A 26,007-nucleotide genomic window follows, 5' to 3' on the forward strand; every position below is an offset into this window, starting at 1 on the left:
ATATGAGTATCGAATGAGTCTTGATATAGCCAAATACCCGACCTTGGCGCTAGTGGAAAATCCCGATGAACTCCGCTCGCTGCCAAAAGAGAGCCTGCCGAAGCTGTGTGACGAACTGCGGCAATACCTGCTGGACAGCGTCAGCCGCTCCAGCGGCCACTTTGCGTCCGGGCTGGGTACCGTCGAACTGACGGTGGCATTGCACTATGTTTACAACACCCCCTTCGATCATCTGGTATGGGACGTTGGCCACCAGGCCTACCCGCATAAAATTCTGACCGGCCGTCGCGACAGGATTTCCACCATCCGCCAGAAAGACGGCCTGCACCCTTTTCCCTGGCGTGCTGAGAGTGAATATGACGTGCTGTCGGTTGGCCACTCGTCTACCTCGATCAGCGCCGGCCTCGGCATGGCGGTTGCCGCGGAGCGTGAAGGCAAGAATCGCCGTACGGTCTGCGTGATTGGCGACGGCGCGATCACCGCCGGCATGGCGTTTGAAGCCATGAACCACGCCGGGGACATCAACCCGGATATGCTGGTGGTGCTGAACGATAACGAAATGTCGATTTCCGAAAACGTGGGCGCGCTGAACAATCATCTGGCACAACTGCTTTCCGGCAAACTCTATTCCACCCTGCGCGAAGGCGGCAAAAGAGTGCTGTCCGGCCTGCCGCCCATCAAAGAGTTGGTCAAACGTACCGAAGAACACCTGAAAGGCATGGTGGTTCCGGGCACGCTGTTCGAAGAGCTGGGCTTTAACTATATCGGCCCGGTTGACGGCCACGATGTCCAGGGGCTGGTCGCCACGCTGAAAAACATGCGTGATCTGAAAGGCCCGCAGTTGCTGCACATCATGACCAAAAAGGGCCGGGGTTACGCGCCGGCGGAAAAAGATCCGATCAGCTTCCACGCAGTGCCGAAATTCGATCCGGCCAGCGGCACCTTGCCGAAAAGCGCCGGCGGCCAACCGTCCTATTCAAAAATCTTCGGTGACTGGCTGTGCGAAACCGCCGCCAAAGACAGCTCTCTGATGGCCATTACTCCGGCAATGCGCGAAGGCTCCGGCATGGTGCAGTTCTCTCGTGACTATCCGCAGCAATACTTTGACGTCGCCATTGCCGAACAGCATGCGGTCACCTTTGCCGCCGGTCTGGCGATTGGCGGCTACAAACCGGTGGTGGCGATTTACTCCACCTTCCTGCAGCGCGCTTACGATCAACTGATCCACGACGTGGCGATCCAAAAACTGCCGGTGATGTTTGCCATCGATCGCGGCGGTATCGTCGGCGCCGACGGCCAGACTCACCAGGGAGCGTTCGATCTGTCGTTCATGCGCTGTATCCCGACCATGGTGATCATGACGCCAAGTGATGAGAACGAATGCCGCCAGATGCTGTACACCGGTTATCACTATAACGAAGGCCCAAGCGCCGTCCGCTATCCGCGTGGTAACGGTACCGGTGCGCCGCTGGAACCGCTTGCCGCGTTGCCGATCGGCAAAGGCGTGGTGCGCCGGGAAGGCGAAAAGGTCGCGATTCTGAACTTCGGTACCCTGCTGCCGGAAGCCGCTAAAGTGGCTGAAGACATCAATGCCACCCTGGTGGATATGCGCTTCGTGAAACCGCTGGACGAACAGCTGGTGCTGGAGCTGGCTGCCAGCCACGAGGTGCTGGTCACGCTGGAAGAGAACGCCATTATGGGCGGTGCCGGCAGTGGCGTGAACGAGCTGCTGATGGCCAAACGCCGCGCAGTGCCGGTACTGAATATCGGCCTGCCGGACAGCTTTGTGTCGCAAGGCAGCCAGGAAGAGGTTCGGGTCGATTTGGGCCTGGACGCCGCCGGCATACGGCGACAAATTGAAGCCTGGCTGGCGCAATAATCCCCGCGCCTGATTGACCGACGCCTCCGTTTTGCGGGGGCGTTTTCGTCTCAGTCATCCCGATAATCCACTACAGTTATAGATCTGTGCTGACACTGGGAGGCAAGCATGAAGTATCTGAAACTGGGTAACACCGATCTGAACGTCTCGCGCATCTGCCTGGGTTGTATGACCTACGGTGAACCCAACCGCGGCAATCACGCCTGGACGCTGCCGGAAGAAAGCAGCCGTCCGCTGCTGAAGCAGGCACTGGATGCCGGCATCAATTTCTTCGACACCGCCAACAGCTACTCAGACGGCAGCAGCGAGGAGATCGTCGGCCGGGCGCTGAGGGATTACGCGCGCCGCGATGACGTGGTGATCGCCACCAAAGTCTATTTCCCCCTGAGTAATCTGGATCGCGGGTTGTCGCGCGCCAAAATCATGCAGTCTATCGACGACAGCCTGCAACGATTGGGCACCGACTATGTCGATCTGCTGCAAATCCACCGTTGGGATTATGAAACGCCCATTGAAGAAACGCTGGAAGCACTGCATGACGTGGTCAAGGCCGGTAAAGCGCGCTATATAGGCGCGTCGTCGATGTATGCCTGGCAATTCGCCAAAGCGCTGTACACCGCCGATCTGCACGGCTGGACGAGGTTTGTCAGCATGCAGGACCAGTACAACCTGATTCAACGTGAGGAAGAGCGCGAAATGCATCCGCTGTGCGCCGCCGAAGGCATCGCGGTGCTGCCGTGGAGCCCGCTGGCTCGCGGCCGTCTGACTCGCCCATGGGGTGAAACCACCGCACGGCTGGTGTCCGATCAGGTCGGCAAAAATCTGTATGACGAAACCGAAGGTATCGATGGCATTATCGCCGAACGCGTCGCCACCCTTGCTGAAGAACGCGGTGTATCACGTGCACAGGTTGCGCTGGCCTGGCTGTTGAGTAAACCGGTGGTCAGTGCTCCTATTATCGGCGCGTCGCGCCATGAACATCTGGAAGACGCCGTGGCCGCCGTCGATCTGGCATTAACGCCGGAAGAGATTGCCGAGCTGGAAACGGCCTATGTGCCGCATCACGTGACGGGGTTTGAATAACGCGGAGGTTTCAAGGGCGCAGCCGTGTTGAACTGCGCCCCTGTAATCAAAACAGCCCGAGCGGCCAGTGATGGCCAATCAGGTAGATGATGCCGGCCGAAAGCACCCCGGCGACGATGTCGTCGACCATGATGCCCATACCGCCATGCACGTTGCGATCGAACCAGCGGATAGGCCAGGGTTTCCACATGTCGAGAATACGGAAAATCACAAAACCTGCGGCCACCCACTGCCAGTCGTTAACCGGCAACGCCATCAGCGTGATCCACATGCCGACAAACTCGTCCCAGACGATGCTGCCGTGATCGTGTACCCGCATATCCTTGGCTGTCTGGTGGCATAAATAGACGCCGATACAGATGCTGAACATCACCAGCAGCGAATAGAGCTGCCACGGCAGTTGGATCAGCAGCAGCCAGAACGGAATCGCCGCCAGCGATCCCATGGTGCCCGGCACCACCGGTGACAGGCCGCTGCCGAAACCGGTAGCCAGCAAGTGCCACGGATTGCTCATCCGCAGACGGCGTTTAGCTTCATCCATGTTACGCCTGCTCCGCGCTGAAATGATCGAAGCCCTTCCACGGCAGCTCCACCGCTTCATCGTTGCGGTAGAATTTAATGCCTTCGGAAAGTGGACCAATCTGGCCTATACAGGTGTAATCCGCACCCAGATGGCTCAGCGCCACTTCCAGCGCACCGCGATTGATTTCCGGCACCGTAAAGCACAGTTCGTAATCCTCACCGCCGGTCAGCGCCCAGCGCAGCGCTTGTTCAGCGTCCGTATGGCTGCTCAACACCTGCGACAGCGGCAGCTCATCCAGAACGATGCGCGCCCCACACTCGGACGCTTTCAGCACGTGCTTCAGATCGGAGATCAGCCCGTCGGAAATATCGATCGCAGAACTGGCCAAATCACGCAGCGCCTGCCCTTGCAACACCCGTGGCTGCGGCCGCAGATGGCGGCCAATCAGGTAATCGCGGGCGTCGGTATCCGCTACCTGCAGGCGATCCTGCAAGATAGCCAGGCCGGCGGCGCTGTCGCCCAATGTACCGGTAACGTAGATCCAATCGCCGATGCGTGCACCGCTGCGGGTCAACGCCCGGCCGGCCGGGATCAAGCCATGAATGGTTAACGTCATGCTCAACGGGCCGCGCGTGGTGTCGCCGCCAATCAATTGCATACCGTAATAATTAAGCTGTTCGAACAGGCTGTCGCTGAACGCCTTCAGCCAGGGCTCATTCACGTCAGGCAAGGTTAACGCCAGTGAAAGCCAGGCCGGATCGGCGCCCATTGCCGCCAGATCGCTCAGGTTGACTGCCAGCGCTTTGTAGCCGAGATCGGCCGGATCGATATCCGGCAGGAAGTGAACGCCCGAAACCAGGGTGTCGGTACTGACGGCCAAAAGCTGTTTTTCTGCCACTGTCAGGAGTGCGCAGTCATCTCCAATGCCCAACTGTACGTCCCGGCGCAGACTCTTAAACCGGTCAAAATAGCGGGCAATGAGGTCAAATTCGCCGCATGCCATGGTCGATATTCCAATAGAAGAAATTAAGGCCGGCGATGCCGGCCTTAATTTTTTATTTTTTCTTGCGAATGCTTGGTGCTGCTTTATCCAGCACGCCATTCACAAACTTGTGGCTGTCTTCAGCGCCGAAGGTTTTCGCCAGTTCGATCGCTTCGTTGATAGCCACTTTATAAGGCACATCCTGACGCATTTTCAGTTCAAACAGTGCAATGCGCAGAACGGCTCTTTCTACCTGGCCCAGCTCTTCGAGCTGACGCGACAGGAAAGGTTCCATCAGGCCATCCAGCAGACCTGCATTCACCGCCACGCCAGACAGCAGCTCCCGAAAATAGGCGATGTCCACATCTTTGACATCTTGCTCCGTCAGGAACTGGTGTTCAACATCGGCAATGTCATTTTTAGACAACTGCCAAGAGTAAAGCGCTTGAACAGCGCACTCACGAGCGCGGCGACGAGCAGCAGGTTTCACGGAATTCCCCTTAACTAAATTCAGGCTTTAATAGCTTCGATAACATTAATCATTTCAAGTGCGGTCAGAGCCGCTTCAGCACCCTTGTTGCCCGCTTTGGTGCCGGCACGCTCGATAGCCTGTTCGATGCTCTCGGTGGTCAGCACGCCAAAGGCAACCGGGATTTCAGCGTTCAGAGAAACGCTGCCGATACCGGAACTGGCTTCGCCCGCGACATATTCGAAGTGCGCGGTGCCCCCACGGATAACGGTACCCAACGCGATAATCGCATCGTATTTGCCGGTGTTGGCCAACACGCGAGCCGTCAGTGGCAGCTCGTAAGCGCCCGGGACCCAGACAACGGTGATGTTGTCGTCAGCAACCTGACCAATGCGCTTGAGTGCGTCGATGGCACCTTGCAGCAGGCTGTCGTTGATGAAATTGTTAAAACGTGCAATTGCGATCGCCACACGGGCATTTGGAGTAGCAACAACACCTTCGATAACTTTCATGGGCTTTCCTTAAAAATGGGTTCGATACCCCGCAGGGGGGCGGATTCTATCACATTCTTTATCTGCCTGCGCGGCGGTTTTGTAAAACGCCAATCGGAGCGGCAAACAGACTTTACATTCAGTATTTCGGCTTCAGCCGCAAACGCAGGTCGGGGCCGATTTGCCGTACTTCGCTGAAGACGAATTCCGGCGCATCGGCCAGGTTTTCAAGGCCCGGCAACCGGCACAGGCCGCGCCCATTATCGCCCATCAGTTTTGGCGCGATGTACAAAATGAGCTCATCAACCAGCCCTGCCTGCAACAACGCGCCGGAAAGCGCAGCGCCGGCTTCTACCCAGATGGAATTCACCTGGCGTTTCGCCAGTTGCATCATCATCACGACCAGATCGACCCCGCCGCCGTGCGCCGGAAATGTCAGTTGTTCAACATCCTGCGGCCAGTTCTGATCGTCCGGCTGCAACCGCGCCAACCAGGTCGTTCCCGGCTGCTGCACTACCCGATGCTGCGGCGTTACGCGGTTCTGGCTGTCGAGGATAATGCGCAGCGGCTGGCGCAGATTTTCACGTGGGTAGAGGCTCTGAGTGGCGGTATCCAGCTCATCCCAACGCACCGTCAGCGACGGATCGTCGGCCAAAACGGTGGCGCTGGTGCTCAGGATGGCGGCGCTTTGCGCCCTCAAACGCTGCACGTCCTGCCGCGCCTGCGGTGAGGTGATCCACTGGCTCTCGCCGGAAGCCATGGCCGTGCGGCCATCGAGCGAGGCCCCCAGCTTCAGTTGCACATAAGGAAAACCGGTGCGCATGCGTTTGAGAAACCCCGGATTCACCGCTTCCGCTTCAGCCAGCATCAGGCCGTGGCGCACGTCTATACCCGCCTGTTGCAGCTTGTACAGGCCACGACCGGCAACCTCCGGGTTGGGATCCTGCATCGCCGCAACCACGCGGGCAACGCCGGCGGCGACCAGCGCATCAGCGCAAGGCGGCGTGCGCCCGTGATGGCTGCAGGGCTCCAACGTGACATAAGCGGTGGCGCCACGCGCCCGCTCGCCCGCCATGCGCAACGCATGCACTTCCGCATGGGGTTCGCCGGCGCGCAGGTGATAACCTTCGCCGACGATTTCGCCGTCACGCACGATAACGCAGCCGACGTTCGGGTTCGGTGCGGTAGTGAAACGCCCCAGCCGCGCCAACTCAAAGGCACGTGCCATATAAAATTCGTCGTTATGCATGCGCTATCCCTTAGTCTTGCAGACGGGCGATTTCTTCGCCGAATTCGCGAATATCTTCAAAGCTGCGGTAAACCGAGGCGAAACGAATATAGGCCACTTTATCCAGCTTCTTCAGCGCGTCCATCACCAGGTTGCCGACCAGCTTGGTCGGTACTTCGCGTTCACCGGTGGCGCGCAGCTGGGATTTGATGTGGTTAATCGCATTTTCCACGTCGTCGGAGCTGACCGGGCGTTTTTCCAACGCTTTCAGCATGCCGCGACGCAGTTTATCTTCGTTGAACGGCTCACGCACTTCGTCGCTTTTTATCACCCGTGGCATCACCAGCTCAGCCACTTCAAAGGTGGTGAAACGTTCATTACAAACCAAACACTGGCGGCGACGGCGCACCTGCGAACCATCACCCACCAGACGGGAATCAATGACTTTGGTATCAACGGCGGCGCAAAAAGGGCAATGCATAACACGTCCTGATAAACGTTTTCATAGTTAAGAGCAGTTTACCCCGAAGTACGGTCACAACAAAGGCCGTCGACCATTTGTTGCGAGCCGCGATACCGAATGGCGCTAAAACGGCGGCGCGCATGACTTTCCTCGCCGGGCGGGCTAAGCTGATAACAGGAGATATTGAATAGGAAATCGCCGCCATGACAACCCCTTATCCGAAAGTTTTCCTGCTCAGCGCGCTTGTTCTGCTGGCAGGCTGCGCGCAAACTCACGAGGTGCCGAAGCTCCGCCACCAGGTGGTTGAACTGAATCAGAAATTAACTACGCTGACCCAGCAAGCCACGGTGCTGGAACAACAGAACCAGCTGAATCAGAATTCTACCAGCGGCGTCTACCTGCTGCCTGCGGCCAATAACGCTGCGCGCCTGCAAAGCAGCATCGGCGAACTGAGCGTGTCGCTCAGCCACGTAAAAGCCGAAGCCAACGGCACCCAGGCATTGCTGCACGTTCGCACGCTCTCGCAGGCTTCGCTGCCGGCATTTAAAGCGGTGGTGGAATGGGGGCAACTGGATGCCGTCACCGGTAAACCGCTAACCGCCGACTCGCTGTCACAACCGGTCGCCAGTGCAGACTCGCTGTTGCCGAAGCCGGAGCAGAATTTCGAACTGCGCTTTAGCGGCCTGACGCCGGAGCAACTGGGCTTTGTCCGGCTGCACAGTATCGTTCCGACCGCCCAACCGGCGGTGGTACAACAACACTGATCCGCACTCCCTCGCCGCAGGCAAAAAAAAGGAGCGCCAAACGGCACTCCTTTTTATTTCACCGAAAAAATCAGCGTATTAAGGCAGAATCGAAGGCTGATCTGCGCCCTCTTTTTCCACTTTCTGTTGCAGCATGTGCTCGCGTTTCATACCCAGTTTCAACGCCAGCGCGGACGCTACGTAGATAGAGGATACGGTACCGATAGACACGCCGATCAGCATCGCCAACGAGAAGCCCTGCAGCATGGCGCCACCGAAGATGTACAGCATCAGCACCACCATCAAGGTGGTACCGGAGGTCATCAATGTACGGCTCAACGTTTGGGTCAACGACACGTTCATGATTTCGTAAGGCGTTCCGCGACGGATCTTGCGGAAGTTCTCACGAATACGGTCGGAAACCACGATACTGTCGTTCAGCGAGTAACCGATAACCGACATCAATGATGCGACAATGGTCAGGTCAATCTCGATATGGAACAGCGACAGCACGCCCATAGTGATGATCACGTCGTGCGCCAGCGCAATAACCGCCCCCAGCGCCAGGCGCCATTCGAAGCGGAAACCGACGTAGATCAGGATACAGATCAACGCCACCAGCAACGCCATGCCGCCGGTCTGCGCCAGTTCACTGCCCACGCTCGGGCCGACGAACTCGATACGCTTCACGGTGGCGTTTTTATCCACCGCGTCGTTGATCACGCCGATCACTTTATTGCCCAGTTCCTGGCCTGCAGTGCCGGTCGCCGGTGGCATACGCACCATCACGTCACGGCTGCTGCCGAAGTTCTGAATAATCGGGTCCTGGAACCCGGCTTTTTCCAGCGTATCGCGCATCAGATCGAGGTTAGCCGGCTTTTCCAGGCTGATTTCGATTACCGTACCGCCGGTAAAATCCAGACCCCAGTTAAACCCGCGTACCGACATGGTGGCGATTGACGCGACCAACAGCAGCAATGAGATGCCGAAGGCCACGTAATCCCAGCGCATAAAGTCGTAGACTTTACGGCCGTAGTTGAGTTGTTCAACAGTATAATCCTGTGCCACAACGCACTCCTCAGATAGACAGCTTGTTAATGCGTTTGCCGCCGTAAAGCAGGTTGACGATGGCACGGGTACCGACAATTGCGGTGAACATGGACGTCGCCACACCGATTGCGGTCGTAATCGCAAAGCCCTTGATCGAACCGGTGCCCACTGCGTACAGAATGATGGCGGTGATCAGGGTAGTGATGTTGGCGTCAACAATACTGGAGAACGCGCCTTTATAGCCTTCATGGATCGCCTGTTGAATGGAGCGTCCATTCTTCAGCTCTTCCTTGATACGTTCGTTTATCAGTACGTTGGCGTCGACCGCCACCGCCAGCGTCAGCACGATACCGGCAATACCCGGCATGGTCAGTGTCGCCCCCGGCAACAAGGACATTACGCCGACAATCAGCACCAGGTTGGCCACCAGCGCCGTCGTGGCGATCATGCCGAACTTACGGTACCAAACCACCATGAACACGATAGAAGCCACCAGGCCCCACAGACAGGCTTCCAGACCTTGGGTAATGTTCTGTTGCCCCAGGGTTGGGCCGATAGTACGTTCTTCCACGATCTGGATAGGTGCAATCAGCGCACCGGCGCGCAGCAGCAGCGAGAGCTGACGTGCTTCGTTCGGGTTGCCGATACCGGTGATACGGAAGCTGTTGCCCAAGCGTGACTGAATGTTCGCCACGTTGATCACTTCTTCCTGCTTCACCAGAATCGCACGGCCGTTGGCGTCTTTCTTGCCGCTGTCCTTATACTCCACGAACAGGGTCGCCATCGGTTTGCCGATGTTGTCCTTGGTGAAGTTGGACATTGACGTGCCACCGGCGCTGTCGAGCGAGATATTAACCTGCGGCTGGTTGTATTCGTCGGTGCTGGAGGTAGAGTCGGTGATGTGGTCACCGGTCAGGATCACACGCTTATACAGCACAACCGGCTGGCCTTCGCGCGTGTTTTTCACCTCGGAATCACCCGGTACACGGCCGTTGGCCGCGGCTGTCGCATCCGCGTTGGTGTTGACCAAGCGGAATTCCAACGTAGCGGTAGCGCCCAGAATCTCTTTGGCGCGTGCGGTGTCCTGGATACCCGGCAATTCAACCACGATACGGTCAGAGCCCTGGCGCTGCACCAGCGGTTCGGCAACGCCGAGCTGGTTGACGCGGTTACGCAGGATAGTGATGTTCTGCTGCACCGCATATTCGCGCGCTTCGCTCAGACGAGCATCCGTCAGGCTGGCTTTCAGGGTGTTGGTGCCATTGGCGGAAAGCACCAGATCGCGCTGACGCGGGGTAATGTAGCTGATGGCCTGATCGCGGGCGGCATCGTCACGGAAGCGAACTTCCACGCCGTTGTTGTCCAGCTTGCGGATAGACGCATAAGGAATGCCCTTTTCACGCAATTCGCTGCGCAGGGTATCCATGGTTTGTTCCTGCAGCTTGCCCAGCGCGGTGTCCATGTCCACTTCCATCAGGAAGTGCACGCCACCACGCAGGTCCAGGCCCAGCTTCATCGGTTCGGCGCCCAACATGGCCAACCAGGCCGGCGTGGCCGGAGCCAGGTTCAGCGCGACGACGAACTTGTCGCCCAGCTCCGCCATCAAGGCTTCACGGGCACGCAACTGAACGTCAGGATCTTTAAAGCGAGCCAGGATGGCGCCATTTTCCAGCGCAATCGACTTGCTCGCGATATTGTCTTTTTCTAATACGGTACGGACTTGGTCCAGCGTAGTTTCACTGGCGGCGACACCGCGCGCGCCAGTGATTTGTACAGCCGGATCCTCACCATAGAGGTTGGGAAGCGCATAAAGCAGACCGACGATGATCACCACGATCAGCATCAGATACTTCCACAAAGGATAACGGTTTAGCACGGCAATTCCCTTCGGGAAAACAAAATTACAGGGCCTTCATGGTACCTTTCGGCAGAACGGCCGCCACGAAGTCACGCTTGATCATCACTTCCGTGGTGTCGTTCAGCGCAATGGCGATGATGCCGGTGTCAGCCACTTTGGTCACGCGGCCAATCAGGCCACCGGTGGTCAGCACTTCATCACCCTTGCCAATCGAGTCCATCAGCTTCTTGTGCTCTTTAGCGCGTTTTTGCTGCGGGCGCAGGATCATGAAATAGAAAATCAGACCAAACACGACCAGCATAATGATCAGAGAGTACGGGCTTCCCTGAGCCGGGGCCCCTGCGGATGCGACGGCGTCAGAAATGAAAAAGCTCATTGAAATTCCCTCATTAAGTTATCAATTATTAATTCAAGCGTTTAAAGGTGGAATCGGTTTGCCGATCCGACCGTAGAAATCCGTAACAAACAGCTCTAATTTACCCTGTTCAATAGCCTGGCGTAAACCCGCCATCAGGCGTTGGTAGTGGCGCAGGTTATGAATGGTATTCAATCGGGCACCCAGTATTTCGTTGCAACGATCGAGATGATGCAAGTAGGCGCGGCTGTAATTGCGACACGTGTAGCAATCACAGTCTTTATCCAGCGGAGAAGTATCATCCTTGTGCTTGGCATTACGGATTTTTACTACACCGTCAGTCACGAACAAGTGGCCGTTGCGGGCATTACGCGTTGGCATCACGCAGTCGAACATATCGATACCGCGACGCACGCCTTCAACCAGATCTTCAGGTTTGCCTACGCCCATCAGGTAGCGTGGCTTATCTTCCGGAATTTGCGGGCAAACATGTTCGAGAATACGATGCATATCCTCTTTTGGCTCGCCTACAGCCAAGCCGCCAACAGCGTAACCATCAAAGCCGATATCCACCAGCCCTTTTACTGAAACATCTCGTAAATCTTCGTAAACGCCGCCCTGAATAATGCCGAATAAGGCGTTTTTATTATTCAGTTCGTCAAAACGTTGACGGCTGCGCTGCGCCCAGCGCAGTGACATCTCCATCGAGCTCTTGGCGTAATCCCAGTCGGCCGGGTACGGCGTACACTCGTCGAAGATCATTACGATGTCGGAACCCAGGTCATACTGGATTTCCATCGATTTTTCCGGGCTGAGGAACACTTTATCGCCGTTAATCGGATTACGGAAATAAACGCCTTCCTCTTTAATTTTGCGCATCGCCCCCAGGCTGAATACCTGGAAACCGCCGGAATCGGTCAGGATCGGGCCGTGCCACTGCATGAAATCATGCAGATCGCCATGCAGTTTCATGATCTCCTGCCCTGGACGCAGCCACAGGTGGAAGGTGTTGCCCAGCAGGATCTGCGCGCCGGTCTCTTTCACTTCTTCCGGCGTCATGCCCTTTACCGTGCCGTAGGTGCCGACAGGCATAAAGGCCGGGGTTTCCACCACGCCACGTTCAAATACCAGGCGGCCACGGCGGGCGCGACCATCGGTTGCTTGTAATTCGTACTTCACAAAACCTCCAGCGCCAGAGAAACAGTCTGGCGTCGTTAAAACAGGGCCGCGCCAAATGCGCAGCCCGGGGAATCAGGCGCCGACGGACTCGTGTTCCGCCTGCGGGTTACGGCTGATGAACATCGCATCGCCATAGCTGAAGAAACGGTACTGCTCGGCCACCGCCTGCTGATAAGCATGCATGGTGTTTTTATAACCGGCGAAGGCGGATACCAACATGATCAGCGTCGACTCCGGCAGGTGGAAATTGGTCACCAGCGCGTCGATCACCTGGTAGTGATAGCCCGGGAAGATAAAGATGCTGGTATCGCCGAAGAACGGCGCAATCAGCGCGTCCTTGCTGGCGTTGGCCGCGCTTTCCAGCGAACGTACGGAGGTGGTTCCCACCGCCACTACGCGCTTGCCCCGCGCCTTGCAGGCCAGCACCGCATCAACCACTTCCTGCGGAACCTCGGCGTATTCCGCGTGCATCACGTGCTCTTCGATGGTTTCCACCCGCACCGGCTGGAAAGTGCCCGCGCCCACATGCAGGGTGACAAAAGCCATCTCAATGCCCTTCGCGCGCAACGCAGCCAGCAGCGGCTCATCGAAGTGCAGCCCGGCGGTCGGTGCCGCAACGGCGCCCGGTTTCTCGCTGTAAACCGTCTGATAAAGCTCGCGGTCGGCGTCTTCATCCGGCCGATCGATATAAGGCGGCAGCGGCATATGGCCAACGGCATTGAGGATAGTGAACACATCGCGTTCATCGTCGAAGCGCAATTCGAACAGCGTATCGTGGCGCGCCACCATGGTAGCGGCAACGCTTTCGTCATCGCCCAACAGCAGTTCAGCGCCCGGCTTTGGCGCTTTTGAAGCGCGCACGTGCGCCAACACCCGATGATCGTCCAGCACGCGCTCGACCAGCACTTCAATCTTGCCGCCGCTGACCTTGAGGCCAAACATGCGCGCCGGGATCACCCGGGTATTGTTGAATACCAGCAGATCGCCGGCTTCCAGGTTATCCAGCAGATCGGTGAATACGCCGTGCGTCAGCGCCCCGCTCGGCCCGTCCAGCTGCAGCAAACGGCAACCGCTGCGCTCAGGCTGAGGATAATGGGCAATCAGGGACTCGGGAAGTTCAAAGGAAAAATCGGCGACGCGCATGGGTATTCACTTCTTCAATATAAGACTGGTTGGTAAAAAACAAGCGGCCTAGTCTAAAGCCGCGGGCGGTCAGCAGCAAGAAATAAGGAGGATTTGCACGACTTCGGATACAATGCCCGGATGAACTTCCTTGCACATCTCCATTTGGCTCAGTTGGCGGAAAGCTCGCTGCTGGGCAACCTGTTGGCCGACTTCGTGCGCGGCAACCCCGCAGGCGAGTACAATCCCGAGGTAGTGGCCGGCATAATGATGCACCGCCGCGTCGACGTACTGACCGACAGCCTGCCGCAGGTGAAGGTCTGCCGTGACTTCTTCAGTGACGAACACCGCCGTGTGGCGCCCATCACGCTCGACGTGGTGTGGGATCATTTCCTGGCGCGCCACTGGCAGCAGTTAGAGCCGTCTCTCAGCCTGCACAGCTTTACCCAAGAGGCCCGCAGCCAGATCGTGCCGCATTTGCCGCTGACGCCGCCGCGCTTTCAGAACTTAAACGGGTATTTATGGCAGGAACGTTGGCTGGAGCGTTACGCCGAGTTGCCGTTTATCGGCACCGTGCTGGCGGGCATGGCCAGCCGCCGCCCACGCCTGGCCGCTCTGGCCGGCTCCTTCGCCGACGTGGAACGCCACTATCATCAGCTTGAAACACAGTTCTGGCAGTTTTATCCGCAGATGATGCGGCAGGCAAAAGACAAAAAGCTTTAAGCGCAAACCAAACCCGTTGAAAATGCGACGCTTTACAAGAAATCGGGTTTTAAGCCTTGCCCTTTTGCAGGAAAAGGTTACTTTTAAAGCTTGCTAAATTTAATCATTGAATTCGATAGGTAAAAGCTATCTCATCGATTGGTCTTTTACCCTTTATTCGCCGAGTCTTGGTCCCTATACTGGCCCTTGCTTTTACATCAACCCCTTAACACCTATTACAGGAGTAATTATGGTCCTGGTAACTCGTCAAGCCCCTGACTTCACTGCAGCTGCCGTATTGGGCAGCGGCGAAATCGTTGAAAACTTCAACTTTAAGAAGCACCTGAACGGTAAACCAGCCGTACTGTTCTTCTGGCCGATGGACTTCACCTTCGTATGTCCTTCTGAGCTGATCGCTTTCGATCACCGCTATGAAGAATTCCAGAAGCGTGGCGTTGAAGTGGTTGGCGTTTCATTCGACTCAGAATTCGTTCACAACGCATGGCGTAAAACCCCTGTCGAAAATGGCGGCATCGGTGAAGTGAAATACGCCATGGTTGCTGACATCAAGCGTGAAATTCAGAAAGCTTACGGCATCGAACACCCAGAAGCCGGCGTTGCGCTGCGCGGTTCTTTCCTGATCGACAAAGACGGTGTGGTTCGTGCTCAGGTTGTTAACGACCTGCCAATCGGCCGTAACATCGACGAAATGATCCGTACCGTTGACGCGCTGCAATTCCACGAAGAGCACGGCGAAGTGTGCCCGGCTCAGTGGGAAAAAGGCAAAGCAGGTATGGGCGCATCTCCAGACGGCGTAGCTAAATACCTGTCCGAGAACGCTTCCAAGCTGTAATTTCAGCCTGCAAGTGAATCAACCGGCCCTCGAGGCCGGTTTTTTTTGCTCTTTTTTAGGGCAGACTGCCCCTCATTCGGGCTTTATTTCCCTGTTTCCGCTCACATTTTCGGTCCTGAACACCGCGTAATCCCCCACCTGTAGCTACTATAAATAACGCTGGCTCGCTCTTTGCAGGGTAAAACGGCAAGCCAATCACAATAAGAACACTGACAGGGTAGGAATAACTATGTTTTTACAGAAATGGAGCAAGCCGCTGACCATGGCGGCGCTGCTGGTCAGCAGCAGCCTGTATGCCGCCTCCAACCCGGCGGTCGAAGCCAAAAATGGCATGGTAGTGACATCGCAACATCTCGCCTCGCAGGTTGGCGTCGATATCCTCAAGCTGGGCGGCAACGCCATCGATGCCGCAGTGGCGGTCGGCTATGCGCAGGCGGTGGTGAACCCCTGCTGCGGCAATATCGGCGGCGGTGGTTTTATGACGGTACACCTGGCCGACGGTACCGATACCTTTATCAACTTCCGTGAAACCGCCCCGGCGGCGGCCAGCGCCAACATGTATCTGGACGCCGAAGGCAACGTGAAAAAAGGCGCCAGCCTGTATGGCTATCTGGCGGCGGGCGTGCCGGGCACCGTGCTGGGCATGGAAACCGCACGCCAGAAATACGGCAAGCTGAGCCGTGAGCAGGTGATGGGGCCGGCGATCAAACTGGCGCGCGAAGGCTTTGTACTGACCCGTGCCGATACCGATATTCTCGACACCACCGTCGCCCGCTTCAAACAGGACCCGGAATCCGCCAAAATCTTCCTGCGCCCGGACGGCACCGCACTGCAACCGGGCGACCGTCTGGTGCAGAGCGATCTGGCCAACACCCTGGAAGCCATCGCCAAAGACGGCCCGGACGCCTTCTATAAGGGCAAGATCCCGCAGGCCGTGGAGGCCGCAGCCAAACAAGGCGGCGGCATCCTGACGGCGACCGACTTCGCCAACTACAAAGTGACCGAAACGCCGCCCATTACCTGCAGCTACCGTGGCTATAAATTTGTTTCTGCACCGCCACCCAGCTCCGGCGGCGTAACGCTGTGCGAAATCCTCAACGTGGTCGAAGGTTATGATCTGAAAAGTATGGGCTTTAACTCGGCGGCGGCCATTCACACCCTGACCGAAGCGATGCGCCACGCCTATATGGACCGTAATACCTACCTTGGCGACCCGGAATTCATCAAGAACCCGATCGATCGCTTGGTCAGCAAGAGCTATGCCGAAGAGATCCGCAAAAAAATTGTCGCTGACAAGGCCACGCCGTCAGAGAACGTGCAGCCGGGCATGGAACCCCACGAGAAACCTGAAACCACCCACTATTCGATTGTCGATCATGACGGCAATGCCGTCTCCACCACCTATACCGTCAACGGCCGCTTTGGCGCGGTCGTGATAGCACCGGGAACAGGCTTCTTCCTCAACGATGAAATGGACGATTTCACCGTTAAAGTCGGCGAGAAAAACCTCTACGGACTGGTGCAGGGCACCGCCAACAGCATTGCCCCCGGTAAGCGCCCACTATCGTCGATGAGCCCGACACTGGTGACCAAAGACAACAAAATCTTTATGGTGCTCGGCTCGCCGGGCGGATCGCGCATCATCACCATCACCCTGCAAACCGCGCTGAACGTGATCGACCACGGCATGGCGCCGCAGGAAGCGGTGGATGCGCCGCGTATTCACCATCAGTGGCTGCCGGACGAAGTGTATTACGAGCAGCGTGGCGTCTCCGCCGATACGCTGAAACTCCTCAGCGGCATGGGTTACAAGATGGTCGAGCAAACGCCGTGGGGCGCCGCCGAGCTGATTCTGGTGGGTCTGCCGGGTGCCGCAGGCGTTAGCCCGGCCAACTCCGGCAACGACTCTGCGGTTTCCGGCAAGGTACGCGAAGGTTATCTGTACGGTGCCAATGACGTGCGCCGCCCGGCAGGTTCAGCGGTAGGCTATTGATCTTATGGAAAGTGTGAACGCACACTAACTTAATCAGGGGTCGGTCCGCCGGCCCCGTCGCCGCTTTACCCTATCCGACGCCACAAGGTGACCGACTCTCCGCCCAGTTGCAGTGTCATGCCGTTTTGCTCTTCTCTCAGCTCACCATGCCCTTCCAGCCGCTGCCATTTGCCTGCGGCCAGCAGCGGGCTGTACGGCAATGCCACTTCACCGCTGCCGCCACGCTGTAACGCCACCACTACCTGCTCCCGTTGATAAAGGCGCACGAATACCAACGTTTCACCGGCGGCATATAACACCTGGCAACCACCGCGACGCAGCGCCAGACTCTGTTTACGCAGCGCCGCCATCCGTTGGCACAGCGCCAGCAGGCTCTGATCCCACTGATTTTCATCCCACGGGAACGGCTTGCGACAGAACGGGTCGTTGGCGCCATCCAGGCCAATCTCGTCGCCATAATATAAGCAGGGAACGCCAATCCAGCTCATCAGCCACACCGCCGCCATCTGCATGCGCGCCTGATTGCCCTGCAACAGCGTCAGGAAACGCGCAGTATCATGGCTGTCGAGCTGGTTAAACTGAATCAGTTGGCTGCCGTGCGGCAATCCGGCACGGTAGCCGTCCATCCACTGCGCGCAGTCCGCAGCGTCCATCTGCACCGGGTGATGCGCCACATCCAGTCCGGCAAGGAACCCCCTTACCGGCAGGGCGAAGCCCATATAGTTCATCGCCGCGTCTTCTACGCCGGCATGCAGCCAGCGGCGCGCATCGCCAAAATGTTCGCCCAGCACGTAGGCCTGCGGGTTTTCCTGTTTAACCGCCTGATAAATGCCGGCAAGGTGTTGGAGATTGCCGGTAGCACCGCCGTTCTCACCCAGCATATGCACCACGTCCAGCCGCCAACCGTCGATGCTGTAGGGTGGGCGTAACCAGTGGCGCACCACGCTACCGTCGCCGCGATAAATCCTCTCGGCCACCTGAGGTTCGGCAAAATTGAGCTTCGGCAGGCTGGCGTTGCCTTTCCAGTCCAGCGCCCGGCCGTCAGGGTAGAAATTGAACCAGCCGCGGTACGGTGAATCCGGGTGGTGGCAGGCGCCGTTGTCGCCCTGCTGGTGACGATCAAACCAGGGGTGGGAATCGCCGGTATGGTTAAACACCCCGTCCAGCACCAGTTTCATCCCCACCTTGTGAGTACTCACTCGCAAACGCTGCAAGGCGGCATTGCCGCCGAAATAGGGATCGACCTGATAATAGTCTTCGGTATCGTATTTATGCACGCTCGGCGCGGTGAAAATCGGGTTCAGGTACAGCGCCGTGACGCCCAGTTTCTGCAGGTAAGGCAGCTTTTGACTGATACCATCCAAATCGCCGCCATAGAACGTGGAAGCGGCATCCCGGTCTTCCAGCGGATGCTGCCAGTCGCGGCGCACCACGTCGCAACCGGCCGCGTGATGGCGATAGCTGCCGTTTTTAATACCGTGCTCGCCGCCGCTGCCGGCGAAACGATCGGGGAAAATTTGATAAAATATCTGATCCGCCACCCAGGCCGGGCTGCGGTCAGGTTCGTCGAGCGCAAACTGCGCCAGTTGGCCCGGCGGGATCAGCGACCACCCCTGAGGCCCGAACCATTGCTGACGATCGGCCCACACCAGTTTGAAGCAGTAGCGCCGCGTGGCCTCTCCTTCGTTCAGCGTCAGGCTGGCCTGATAACGCCACCGGCCTTCAGCGCTGTGCGCTTTCATGATCAGCAGCCATTCTTCGTTATCCGGCTCGGCGCGTAAAAATACCCTCTCAGGCAAATCATCACCCTGTAACCACAGCGTGATATCCAGGCGTTGTCCCTTCTTCACCACAAAGGGCGGGACCGGTTGATGCCAGGCGTTAAACATACTGTTCTCCTGCTGTACAAAACGAAATCGACGGCGTTATTCAATGCCACGAACAATGCCACGTTGAGTGCAAGTCCCCCTCATCTTTGGCCGCTAAACTCGGGGAGGAGCCGGGGGGTGGAGATAGGCTGCCGACGGCAACCCTATGTAAAAAAGGGTAAACAGCCGCACATTATGGCCTGCAGCCATTAGGCTAACGTCTTTTGAGTGTATTGGATATTTTTTGCGCATTTTTTAAAGGAGCGATAATGCAACAACAGATAACACTGTGGCTGGAGAAGTTCGGGCTGGAATTCAGCGGGGTAATGTCTCTGCTGATGGTGCTCGGACTGATCGTCCTGATTTCGGTGGCCATTCATCTGGTGCTGCACCGCGTGGTGCTGGCGACGATCCAGCGCCGCGGCCAGCAGTCGCAGCGCGTATGGCAACAAGCGCTCACCCAGTACAAGCTGTTTCAGCGCATGGCGCTGTTGCTACAAGGGGTCATCATCAATCTGCAAGCGGTGTTGTGGTTGCACGCCGGCGGCGAGACGCAGGCATTCATCATCACCGCCGCACAGGTCTGGATCATGGCCTTTGCCTTGCTGTCGCTGTTTTCGCTGCTGGATACGTTATTGGCGGTGCTGCGCCAAAGCCCACTGTCGAATCAGCTGCCGCTGCGCGGCATTTTCCAGGGGCTGAAACTGGTAGCTGCCATTCTGATCGGCATCATGATCGTTTCATTGCTGATGGGCAAATCGCCATTGCTGCTGCTCAGCGGCCTGGGTGCGATGACCGCGGTGCTGATGTTGGTGTTCAAGGATCCCATCCTCGGGCTGGTGGCCGGCATTCAGCTTTCCGCCAACGATATGCTGAAAATCGGCGACTGGCTGGAGATGCCGAAATACGGCGCGGACGGCGCGGTCATCGACATCGGCCTGACCACGGTAAAAGTCCGTAACTGGGACAACACCGTCACCACCATTCCCACCTATGCGCTGATCTCAGATTCCTTCAAGAATTGGCGCTCAATGTCGGAATCCGGCGGGCGACGCATCAAGCGCAGCATCAATATCGACACCACCAGCGTGCATTTTCTGTCCCCGGAAGAGCAACAGCGCCTTAATCGCAATCCGCTGTTGCAGCGTTATCTGAACGATAAAACGCAAGAACTGAGCCACTATAATCAGCAGAGTGCCGTGGATCTCAGCTCACCGCTCAACGGCCGCCGTCTGACCAATCTCGGCACGCTGCGCGCCTACCTGGTGGCTTACCTGCGCGCTCACCCCAATATTCATCAGAGCATGACGCTGATGGTGCGCCAAATGGCACCGACGCCGGAGGGCTTGCCGCTGGAGATTTACGCCTTCACCAACACCACGGTGTGGGCGGAATACGAGAGCATTCAGGCCGATATCTTTGATCATATTCTGGCGGTGATTAACGAGTTCGATCTACGCGTGCATCAAACGCCCACCGGCAACGACATGCGTAGCATGCTGAGCCAAATGCGAGCGGCGACGGACGTTTCCTGACGCAGGCTGACGTAATTATGTCTGCTGGTAATGATTCCCTGTCGATTGCCAGCAGATGTCTCCAGGCGCTTTTCTTCTGCGATTAAAACGGCGTTAATGCTTTTTCCCCTACTGCACAGAAGAAGAGATGCCTTTGCTTAAATCGTTAAAACACCGGTTGTTTACTCTGCTGGCCACCCTGATGTTTATCGGCTGCCTGCATAGCGCTTCGCTGGATGAAAGCCGCATGAGCCGCACGCTGCAACCCTCGCTAAGTGCCCTCAGCAGCAGTATGCAGGATCTCCGTGAAGTGCTGGCGCGCTGCGCCGGCGAGGGCAAAGAAGAACGACTGTGCGACAGTAGTTTGCGCGTTGAAGCGCGCGGCTCGGGTGACGACGAACCCGAGGATAGACGATAGTCTGCACGGGTCAAAACAAACCGTTGCGTCATACGCAACACCCGACTATGATGCGTATAACGCAACACCGATGGAGCCATCAGGATGATAAAAAGCTTCAGGCATAAAGGACTCAAGAAATTCTTTGAAACGGGTTCAACGGCTGGCATCGATGCCAAACAGGCAAAAAAAATCAGCCTCCGTCTGAGCGTGTTGGATCTGGCTAAGGAAATCAATGATGTAGATCTCCCCGGGTTCTTTCTTCATTCGCTGACGGGCGATCGAACAGGACTTTGGTCAATCACCGTCACTGGCAACTGGCGAATTACGTTTGAATTGTCCGAGGGAGATATCTATATCGTCAATTATGAGGATTATCACTGATGAACCACATGCATAACCCGCCACATCCCGGAGAACTGATCAAGGAAACGATGGAGACATTGCAGCTTAGCGCGCGCGGCCTGGCCAGAGCGCTTGATGTAGCGCCATCAACGGTTCAACGTCTGATTAGCGGCAAGTCCGATATCTCACCGGAAATGGCTATACGTTTATCGATTGTTATCGGCAGTTCCGAACATGTCTGGATGGGAATGCAGGATGCTTACGATCTCTGGCACGCCAGACAATCCATTGACCTATCGAAACTGCGCAAACTGGATTTTGCCTGACAGACCAGAACAATGAGCTTAAAAAAACACCGGCGCTGGCCGGTGTTTTCATTTTCAATCCTGCTGTGGTGCCAGCACCGCCCGCTTCTTCTGACGGTTGACCTTGAAGTAGTAACCCGCCAGCAGCACTACCACCCACACCAGACCGGCGTAAAGTGATACGCGGGTAGTTGGGAAATAGCCAATCAGGCCAATGATGAACGCCAGGAAGATAATCGCGACCACGGAGGTGAACACGCCGCCGCGCAGCGGGAACGCCAGCTTTTTCACCTGCTCTTTGCTCAGGCTGCGGCGGAAGGCAATCTGCGAGCACAGGATCATGATCCACACCCACACGGTGGCAAAGGTCGCCAGCGAGGCAATCACCAGGAACACGTTTTCCGGCATGATGTAGTTGAGGTACACCGCCAACAGCAACGCCAGCATCATCACCAACACCGTAACCCACGGAATGCCGCGCTTCGACACCTTGCTGAACATCTTCGGCGCATGGCCCTGCTCAGCCATCCCGTGCAGCATGCGGCCGACGCCGAACACATCGCTGTTAATCGCCGACAGCGACGCGGTGATCACCACAAAGTTGAGGATGCCCGCAGCCACGGTAATCCCCATGTGCTGGAAGGTCAGCACAAACGGGCTGCCGTTGGTGCCCACCTGATTCCACGGATAAATCGACATGATGACAAACAGCGTACCGACGTAGAACACCAGGATGCGCCACGGCACCGAATTGATGGCCTTGGGAATCGACGTTTTCGGGTCCTTGGCTTCACCGGCGGTGATACCGATGATCTCGATGCCGCCATAGGCGAACATCACCAGTTGCAGCGACAGGATCATGCCGATAAAACCATTGCTGAAGAAGCCTCCGTTGGACCACAGGTTATGGATACCTGTCGGTTGCCCGCCGTTGCCAATCCCCCAAATGATGATGCCGATACCGGCGGCAATCATGATGATGATGGTGGCGACTTTGAAGAACGAGAACCAAAACTCCAGCTCGCCGAACACCTTCACGCTCATCAGGTTGATGGCGCCAATCACCAGCACCACGCTCAGCACCCAAATCCAGTGCGGTACCTCGGGGAACCAGACGCCCATATAAATGCCGAACGCGGTCACGTCGGCAATGGCGACGATCAGAATTTCAAAACAGTAGGTCCAGCCGGTGATATACCCGGCCATCGGGCCAAGGTAGTCCTGCGCATAACGGGAGAATGAGCTGGCCTGCGGGTTGTTGACCGACATCTCGCCCAAAGCGCGCATGATGATAAAAGCGACGACGCCGCCAATCAGGTATGCCAGCAAAACGCTCGGGCCGGCCATTTTAATGGCGTCCGCCGAACCGTAGAACAGGCCGGTGCCGATGGCCGAGCCGAGAGCCATAAAGCGGATATGACGCGTGCTGAGACCGCGCTTCAGCTTATTGGCCGCAGGGGCGGAGGGTGACTGTTGTTGCATGAAAATAACCCGTGTTTTTTAAACGTAAAAAGGCCACGGACAAGTCCGTGGCCCAAAATTCAGCCGGGGGATTATGGGTGCGCGGTCACTTCAGAACGCGTACAAACCCGGTCATAAATCGCGACCAACACCAGCATCAGCAGAGAAGGCGACAGCCATGCCAACCCCTGCGCAGCCAATGGCAGGTGATTGGTCCACTCCGGCAACAGGTGCTGGAAGGTAGACGCTTTCACCGCGTCAAGGATACCAAACAGCAGGCTGACCAGCATCACCGGCGCTATGATGCGCGTCGCGCTGTTCCACCAGCGCAGGGTGAAGCTCAATACCACCAGCACGATACACGGCGGGTAAATCGCGGTCAGCACCGGGATAGAGATCTGGATCAGATGGCTCAGGCCCAGATTGGAAACCACCATCGAGAACAGGCCCAGAATAAAGACCAGCGTTTTATAAGAGAACGGCAGGTACTGAGCAAAGAACTCGGCGCAGGCGCAGGTCAGGCCTACCGCAGTCACCATACAGGCGATGAAGATCAGCGCCGCCAGGAAGAAGCTGCCCAACCCACCGAAGGTATTTTGCACATAAGCGTGCAGGATCACCGCGCCGTTGGTCGCGTCCGGCACCAACACGCCACTGCCGGAACCCAGCTTGAACAGGCTCAGGTAAACCAGCGTCAGGCCCACACCGGCGATCAGGCCGGCCAAAATGGTGTAACGCGTCAGCAGGCCGGCATCTTTCACGCCGCGGGAACGCGCAGCGTTGACGATAACGATGCCGAACACCAGCGCGCCCAGCGTATCCATGGTCAGATAGCCGTTGACGAAGCCGGAAGAGAAAGGAACGTGCTGATAAATTTCGGTAGCCGGAATAGGCGTGCCCGCCGGCCAAACCAACGCCGCAATGCCGAGTGCGCCGAGCGCAACGATTTTCAGCGGAGCCAGCACGTGGCCCACGGTATCGAGCAAGCGGCCCGGATACAGTGAAATGCCGATGACCAGCGCGAAATACACCAGGCTGTAGATAAACAGCGGCATGGCGCCGTCGCCGGTCAGCGGTGCAATACCCACTTCAAAGGACACGGTCGCGGTACGCGGGGTGGCGAACAGCGGGCCAACCGCCAGATAACAGACCGTCGCCAGCAGCAAACCGGCGCTGCGGCCAATCGGCGTGCTAAGGGCATCAATACCGCCGCCAACGCGCGCCAGGGCGATCACGGTTATCACCGGCAAACCGACAGCGGTAATCAGGAAGCCGATTGCTGCGGTCCAGACGTGCTCACCGGACTGTAAGCCGACCATTGGCGGGAAAATAATGTTCCCGGCGCCGACAAATAAGGCAAAGGTCATAAAACCCAGTGCCAGAATATCTTTTGACGTTAAACGATGACTCATACGATGTCGTGTTGCCTGTTCAAATGAAAAAAAGTACCCGATATCGTGGTGACGTAATGCCCCCACCCGGTTGTCGGCTTGCCCTTTCATCGCGAGATCAATAAGAGCAGAAAACGCATAACGTCCGGCGTTTTGCCCTTATTCGAAATTAACCACTCATGATGATGGACAGAGTTTTAGGAGTTATAAATGGAGGTTTAGTCCGACAACGGGGGCTAAGTTAAACGTTTATAGCGTTGAAAGGCAAGTCGTGCGATAAAAACCAGAGCTATCGACCAGATAATCTTTTGCCACCAGTCGATCATATTGGCTATCAATAAATATACACTACATGATTTGTATCATTTTTGAGCGCCGCATTCACAAACCGTGAAACATTTGGCTTGAGACCGCGCGAAAACGCCAATAAACGATCGGTTTTCGCGTGGTCTGAACGGGATCTGCGCGCTTACCAAACCTCTCGGGCAATATTTACCACGCTTTGCAGCTTATTCCACTGCTGCTGTTCGCTCAGGCTATTGCCCTCTTCGGTCGAGGCAAACCCGCACTGGGTGCTGAGGCACAACTGGCGGCGATCGACAAACTGCGCGGCCTCCTCGAGACGCTGTTTCACCTGTTCCGGGTTCTCCAACTCGCCGTTTTTGGTGGTGATCAGGCCGAGCACCACCTGCTGTTTACCGGGTTTGATAAAACGCAGCGGCTCGAAGCCCCCGGAGCGCTCGTTGTCGTATTCCAGGAAGAAAGCGTCGATATTCACCTGGCCGAACAGGATTTCCGCCACCGGCTCGTAACCGCCTTCGGAGATCCAGGTAGAGCGGAAATTACCGCGACACACGTGCAAGCCGATGGTCAGATCGTCCGGCTTGCCGGCGATCGCCGCATTCAGCACGTCGGCGTAGATCTTCGCCAGACGATCCGGATCCTCACCGCGCTCGCGGATCTGCCGCCGTTGATCGTCCGAGCACAGATAAGCCCAGACGGTGTCGTCCAGCTGCAGATAGCGGCAGCCTGCGTCATAAAACGCCTTGATCGCATCACGGTAGGTCTGCGCCAGATCGTCGAAATAGACATTCAGATCCGGGTAAACCCGGTTGTCGATGGCCTTACGCCCGCCGCGAAAGTGCAGCACGCTCGGGCTGGGAATGGTCATTTTCGGTACCGCATCGCCGGCCGTCGCCTTCAGAAAGCGAAAATCCGCCAGCATCGGGTGCTGGGGATTAAAACCCAATTTGCCGACCACCTTGATGCTGCGCGCGCGGGTTTGCACGCCGTTGAACTGGATCCCCTGCTCCGCATCATAACCTTCCACGCCGTCCAGTCCTTCCAGGAAGTCGAAGTGCCACCACGCACGGCGGAATTCGCCGTCCGTCACCACCGCCAAACCGAGGTCTTTCTGTTTTGCCACCGCCAAACGGATCTGCTCGTCTTCAACCGCGCGCAACCGGGCGGCATCGATTTCGCCTTGCTGGAACTGCTGGCGAGCAGTTTTCAGCGCCGCAGGGCGCAACAGGCTGCCGACAACGTCAGCGTGAAAGGCGTGGTTGCAATCGCACATATTATGACTCCCGGTGACAGGCAAAGGATCGGGCCTCTTTGCTTCAATGATTGACAGTGTGAACTATTACGCCGAGTTACTTTGGACATCCAGACGTCTAAATAACCTATTGGGGAGCATCCTGTCACGCCGCTTGTCGGGCGGCAATAGAATAATTTTCATTGGTGTTGAGAGAAA

25 protein-coding genes are annotated in these 26,007 nt (G+C 57.0%); 10 read left to right on the forward strand and 15 right to left on the reverse strand.

Annotation, left to right across the window (positions count from 1 at the left end):
* The first annotated feature begins 13 nt into the window (after nucleotides 1–13).
* Together dxs and ACUTSW_RS10860 are read left to right on the forward strand one after the other, a co-directional pair.
* Entirely contained in the window at nucleotides 14–1,879 is a 1,866-nt protein-coding gene (gene dxs, locus ACUTSW_RS10855) for a 1-deoxy-D-xylulose-5-phosphate synthase (protein WP_445584372.1), read from the forward strand.
* A gap of 108 nt (nucleotides 1,880–1,987) precedes the next feature.
* Nucleotides 1,988–2,962, forward strand: a complete 975-nt coding sequence (locus tag ACUTSW_RS10860; protein WP_445584373.1) for an aldo/keto reductase — start codon at nucleotides 1,988–1,990, stop codon at nucleotides 2,960–2,962.
* A gap of 46 nt (nucleotides 2,963–3,008) precedes the next feature.
* Here ACUTSW_RS10860 and pgpA read toward each other — a convergent pair whose 3' ends face one another.
* The 6 genes from pgpA to nrdR all read right to left on the reverse strand — a co-directional run bounded on the left by pgpA (nucleotide 3,009) and on the right by nrdR (nucleotide 7,136).
* Nucleotides 3,009–3,563, reverse strand: a complete 555-nt coding sequence (gene pgpA, locus ACUTSW_RS10865; protein ID WP_170865747.1) for a phosphatidylglycerophosphatase A — start codon at nucleotides 3,561–3,563, stop codon at nucleotides 3,009–3,011.
* Complete coding sequence (thiL, locus tag ACUTSW_RS10870; protein WP_004949265.1) at nucleotides 3,505–4,488, reverse strand: thiamine-phosphate kinase; 984 nt, start codon at nucleotides 4,486–4,488, stop codon at nucleotides 3,505–3,507. The genes pgpA and thiL overlap by 59 nt, the downstream gene beginning before the upstream one ends.
* 52 nt (nucleotides 4,489–4,540) lie before the next feature.
* Complete coding sequence (nusB, locus tag ACUTSW_RS10875) at nucleotides 4,541–4,957, reverse strand: transcription antitermination factor NusB (protein ID WP_013811729.1); 417 nt, start codon at nucleotides 4,955–4,957, stop codon at nucleotides 4,541–4,543.
* 20 nt (nucleotides 4,958–4,977) lie between these two features.
* On the reverse strand, nucleotides 4,978–5,448 hold the full coding sequence (gene ribH / locus ACUTSW_RS10880; protein WP_006323924.1) for a 6,7-dimethyl-8-ribityllumazine synthase: 471 nt from the start codon (nucleotides 5,446–5,448) through the stop codon (nucleotides 4,978–4,980).
* A 118-nt stretch (nucleotides 5,449–5,566) separates the two neighbouring features.
* Nucleotides 5,567–6,676, reverse strand: coding sequence for a bifunctional diaminohydroxyphosphoribosylaminopyrimidine deaminase/5-amino-6-(5-phosphoribosylamino)uracil reductase RibD (gene ribD / locus ACUTSW_RS10885; RefSeq protein WP_062869842.1), 1,110 nt, complete (start codon nucleotides 6,674–6,676; stop codon nucleotides 5,567–5,569).
* Between the two features lie 10 nt (nucleotides 6,677–6,686).
* Nucleotides 6,687–7,136 carry a transcriptional regulator NrdR gene (gene nrdR / locus ACUTSW_RS10890; RefSeq protein ID WP_004949256.1) on the reverse strand — a complete coding sequence of 150 codons (450 nt, stop codon included), beginning with the start codon at nucleotides 7,134–7,136 and terminating at the stop codon, nucleotides 6,687–6,689.
* A gap of 185 nt (nucleotides 7,137–7,321) precedes the next feature.
* Between nrdR and ACUTSW_RS10895 the strand changes: the two genes are divergently transcribed.
* Nucleotides 7,322–7,882 (forward strand): SadB/YajI family lipoprotein, encoded by a 561-nt coding sequence (locus tag ACUTSW_RS10895; RefSeq protein ID WP_062869841.1) that lies wholly within the window; start codon nucleotides 7,322–7,324, stop codon nucleotides 7,880–7,882.
* A 78-nt stretch (nucleotides 7,883–7,960) separates the two neighbouring features.
* Here the strand turns inward: ACUTSW_RS10895 and secF are convergent, their stop codons facing one another.
* The 5 genes from secF to queA all read right to left on the reverse strand — a co-directional run bounded on the left by secF (nucleotide 7,961) and on the right by queA (nucleotide 13,446).
* The gene (gene secF, locus ACUTSW_RS10900; protein WP_037432251.1) at nucleotides 7,961–8,929 is read right to left on the reverse strand and encodes a protein translocase subunit SecF; all 969 of its coding nucleotides are present in this window, start codon (nucleotides 8,927–8,929) and stop codon (nucleotides 7,961–7,963) included.
* Nucleotides 8,930–8,939: 10 nt separating this feature from the next.
* Nucleotides 8,940–10,787 carry a protein translocase subunit SecD gene (gene secD, locus ACUTSW_RS10905; RefSeq protein ID WP_071531432.1) on the reverse strand — a complete coding sequence of 616 codons (1,848 nt, stop codon included), beginning with the start codon at nucleotides 10,785–10,787 and terminating at the stop codon, nucleotides 8,940–8,942.
* A gap of 25 nt (nucleotides 10,788–10,812) precedes the next feature.
* Nucleotides 10,813–11,145 carry a preprotein translocase subunit YajC gene (yajC, locus tag ACUTSW_RS10910; RefSeq protein ID WP_004949246.1) on the reverse strand — a complete coding sequence of 111 codons (333 nt, stop codon included), beginning with the start codon at nucleotides 11,143–11,145 and terminating at the stop codon, nucleotides 10,813–10,815.
* A 33-nt stretch (nucleotides 11,146–11,178) separates the two neighbouring features.
* On the reverse strand, nucleotides 11,179–12,303 hold the full coding sequence (gene tgt / locus ACUTSW_RS10915; protein ID WP_004949244.1) for a tRNA guanosine(34) transglycosylase Tgt: 1,125 nt from the start codon (nucleotides 12,301–12,303) through the stop codon (nucleotides 11,179–11,181).
* A gap of 72 nt (nucleotides 12,304–12,375) precedes the next feature.
* A complete protein-coding gene (gene queA / locus ACUTSW_RS10920) occupies nucleotides 12,376–13,446 on the reverse strand; it encodes a tRNA preQ1(34) S-adenosylmethionine ribosyltransferase-isomerase QueA (RefSeq protein ID WP_445584374.1) in 1,071 nt (356 codons plus the stop codon).
* Nucleotides 13,447–13,566: 120 nt separating this feature from the next.
* Between queA and ACUTSW_RS10925 the strand changes: the two genes are divergently transcribed.
* From ACUTSW_RS10925 to ggt, 3 genes are all read left to right on the forward strand, one after another.
* A complete protein-coding gene (locus tag ACUTSW_RS10925) occupies nucleotides 13,567–14,148 on the forward strand; it encodes an ACP phosphodiesterase (protein ID WP_062869838.1) in 582 nt (193 codons plus the stop codon).
* A 229-nt stretch (nucleotides 14,149–14,377) separates the two neighbouring features.
* The gene (locus ACUTSW_RS10930; RefSeq protein WP_004949238.1) at nucleotides 14,378–14,980 is read left to right on the forward strand and encodes a peroxiredoxin C; all 603 of its coding nucleotides are present in this window, start codon (nucleotides 14,378–14,380) and stop codon (nucleotides 14,978–14,980) included.
* A gap of 229 nt (nucleotides 14,981–15,209) precedes the next feature.
* Entirely contained in the window at nucleotides 15,210–16,973 is a 1,764-nt protein-coding gene (gene ggt / locus ACUTSW_RS10935) for a gamma-glutamyltransferase (RefSeq protein WP_445584375.1), read from the forward strand.
* A gap of 65 nt (nucleotides 16,974–17,038) precedes the next feature.
* On the opposite strand, the gene malZ is transcribed toward ggt, so the two are convergent.
* On the reverse strand, nucleotides 17,039–18,862 hold the full coding sequence (malZ, locus tag ACUTSW_RS10940) for a maltodextrin glucosidase (protein WP_445584376.1): 1,824 nt from the start codon (nucleotides 18,860–18,862) through the stop codon (nucleotides 17,039–17,041).
* Nucleotides 18,863–19,110: 248 nt separating this feature from the next.
* Here malZ and ACUTSW_RS10945 point away from each other — a divergent pair, with 248 nt between their 5' ends.
* The 4 genes from ACUTSW_RS10945 to ACUTSW_RS10960 all read left to right on the forward strand — a co-directional run bounded on the left by ACUTSW_RS10945 (nucleotide 19,111) and on the right by ACUTSW_RS10960 (nucleotide 21,423).
* Nucleotides 19,111–20,376 (forward strand): mechanosensitive ion channel family protein, encoded by a 1,266-nt coding sequence (locus tag ACUTSW_RS10945; protein ID WP_063198088.1) that lies wholly within the window; start codon nucleotides 19,111–19,113, stop codon nucleotides 20,374–20,376.
* 133 nt (nucleotides 20,377–20,509) lie between these two features.
* Entirely contained in the window at nucleotides 20,510–20,773 is a 264-nt protein-coding gene (locus ACUTSW_RS10950; protein ID WP_062871295.1) for a hypothetical protein, read from the forward strand.
* A gap of 84 nt (nucleotides 20,774–20,857) precedes the next feature.
* The gene (locus ACUTSW_RS10955) at nucleotides 20,858–21,136 is read left to right on the forward strand and encodes a type II toxin-antitoxin system RelE/ParE family toxin (RefSeq protein ID WP_062869834.1); all 279 of its coding nucleotides are present in this window, start codon (nucleotides 20,858–20,860) and stop codon (nucleotides 21,134–21,136) included.
* Nucleotides 21,136–21,423, forward strand: coding sequence for a HigA family addiction module antitoxin (locus ACUTSW_RS10960; RefSeq protein WP_062869833.1), 288 nt, complete (start codon nucleotides 21,136–21,138; stop codon nucleotides 21,421–21,423). The genes ACUTSW_RS10955 and ACUTSW_RS10960 overlap by 1 nt, the downstream gene beginning before the upstream one ends.
* Nucleotides 21,424–21,477: 54 nt before the next feature.
* Here the strand turns inward: ACUTSW_RS10960 and proY are convergent, their stop codons facing one another.
* The 3 genes from proY to ACUTSW_RS10975 all read right to left on the reverse strand — a co-directional run bounded on the left by proY (nucleotide 21,478) and on the right by ACUTSW_RS10975 (nucleotide 25,830).
* A complete protein-coding gene (gene proY, locus ACUTSW_RS10965) occupies nucleotides 21,478–22,884 on the reverse strand; it encodes a proline-specific permease ProY (RefSeq protein ID WP_062869832.1) in 1,407 nt (468 codons plus the stop codon).
* Nucleotides 22,885–22,955: 71 nt separating this feature from the next.
* Nucleotides 22,956–24,275 (reverse strand): branched-chain amino acid transport system II carrier protein, encoded by a 1,320-nt coding sequence (gene brnQ, locus ACUTSW_RS10970; RefSeq protein ID WP_445584377.1) that lies wholly within the window; start codon nucleotides 24,273–24,275, stop codon nucleotides 22,956–22,958.
* A 448-nt stretch (nucleotides 24,276–24,723) separates the two neighbouring features.
* Nucleotides 24,724–25,830, reverse strand: a complete 1,107-nt coding sequence (locus ACUTSW_RS10975) for a cobalamin-independent methionine synthase II family protein (RefSeq protein ID WP_445584378.1) — start codon at nucleotides 25,828–25,830, stop codon at nucleotides 24,724–24,726.
* Nucleotides 25,831–26,007: the final 177 nt, after the last annotated feature.

Source organism: Serratia sp. TSA_198.1 (genome assembly GCF_052686505.1).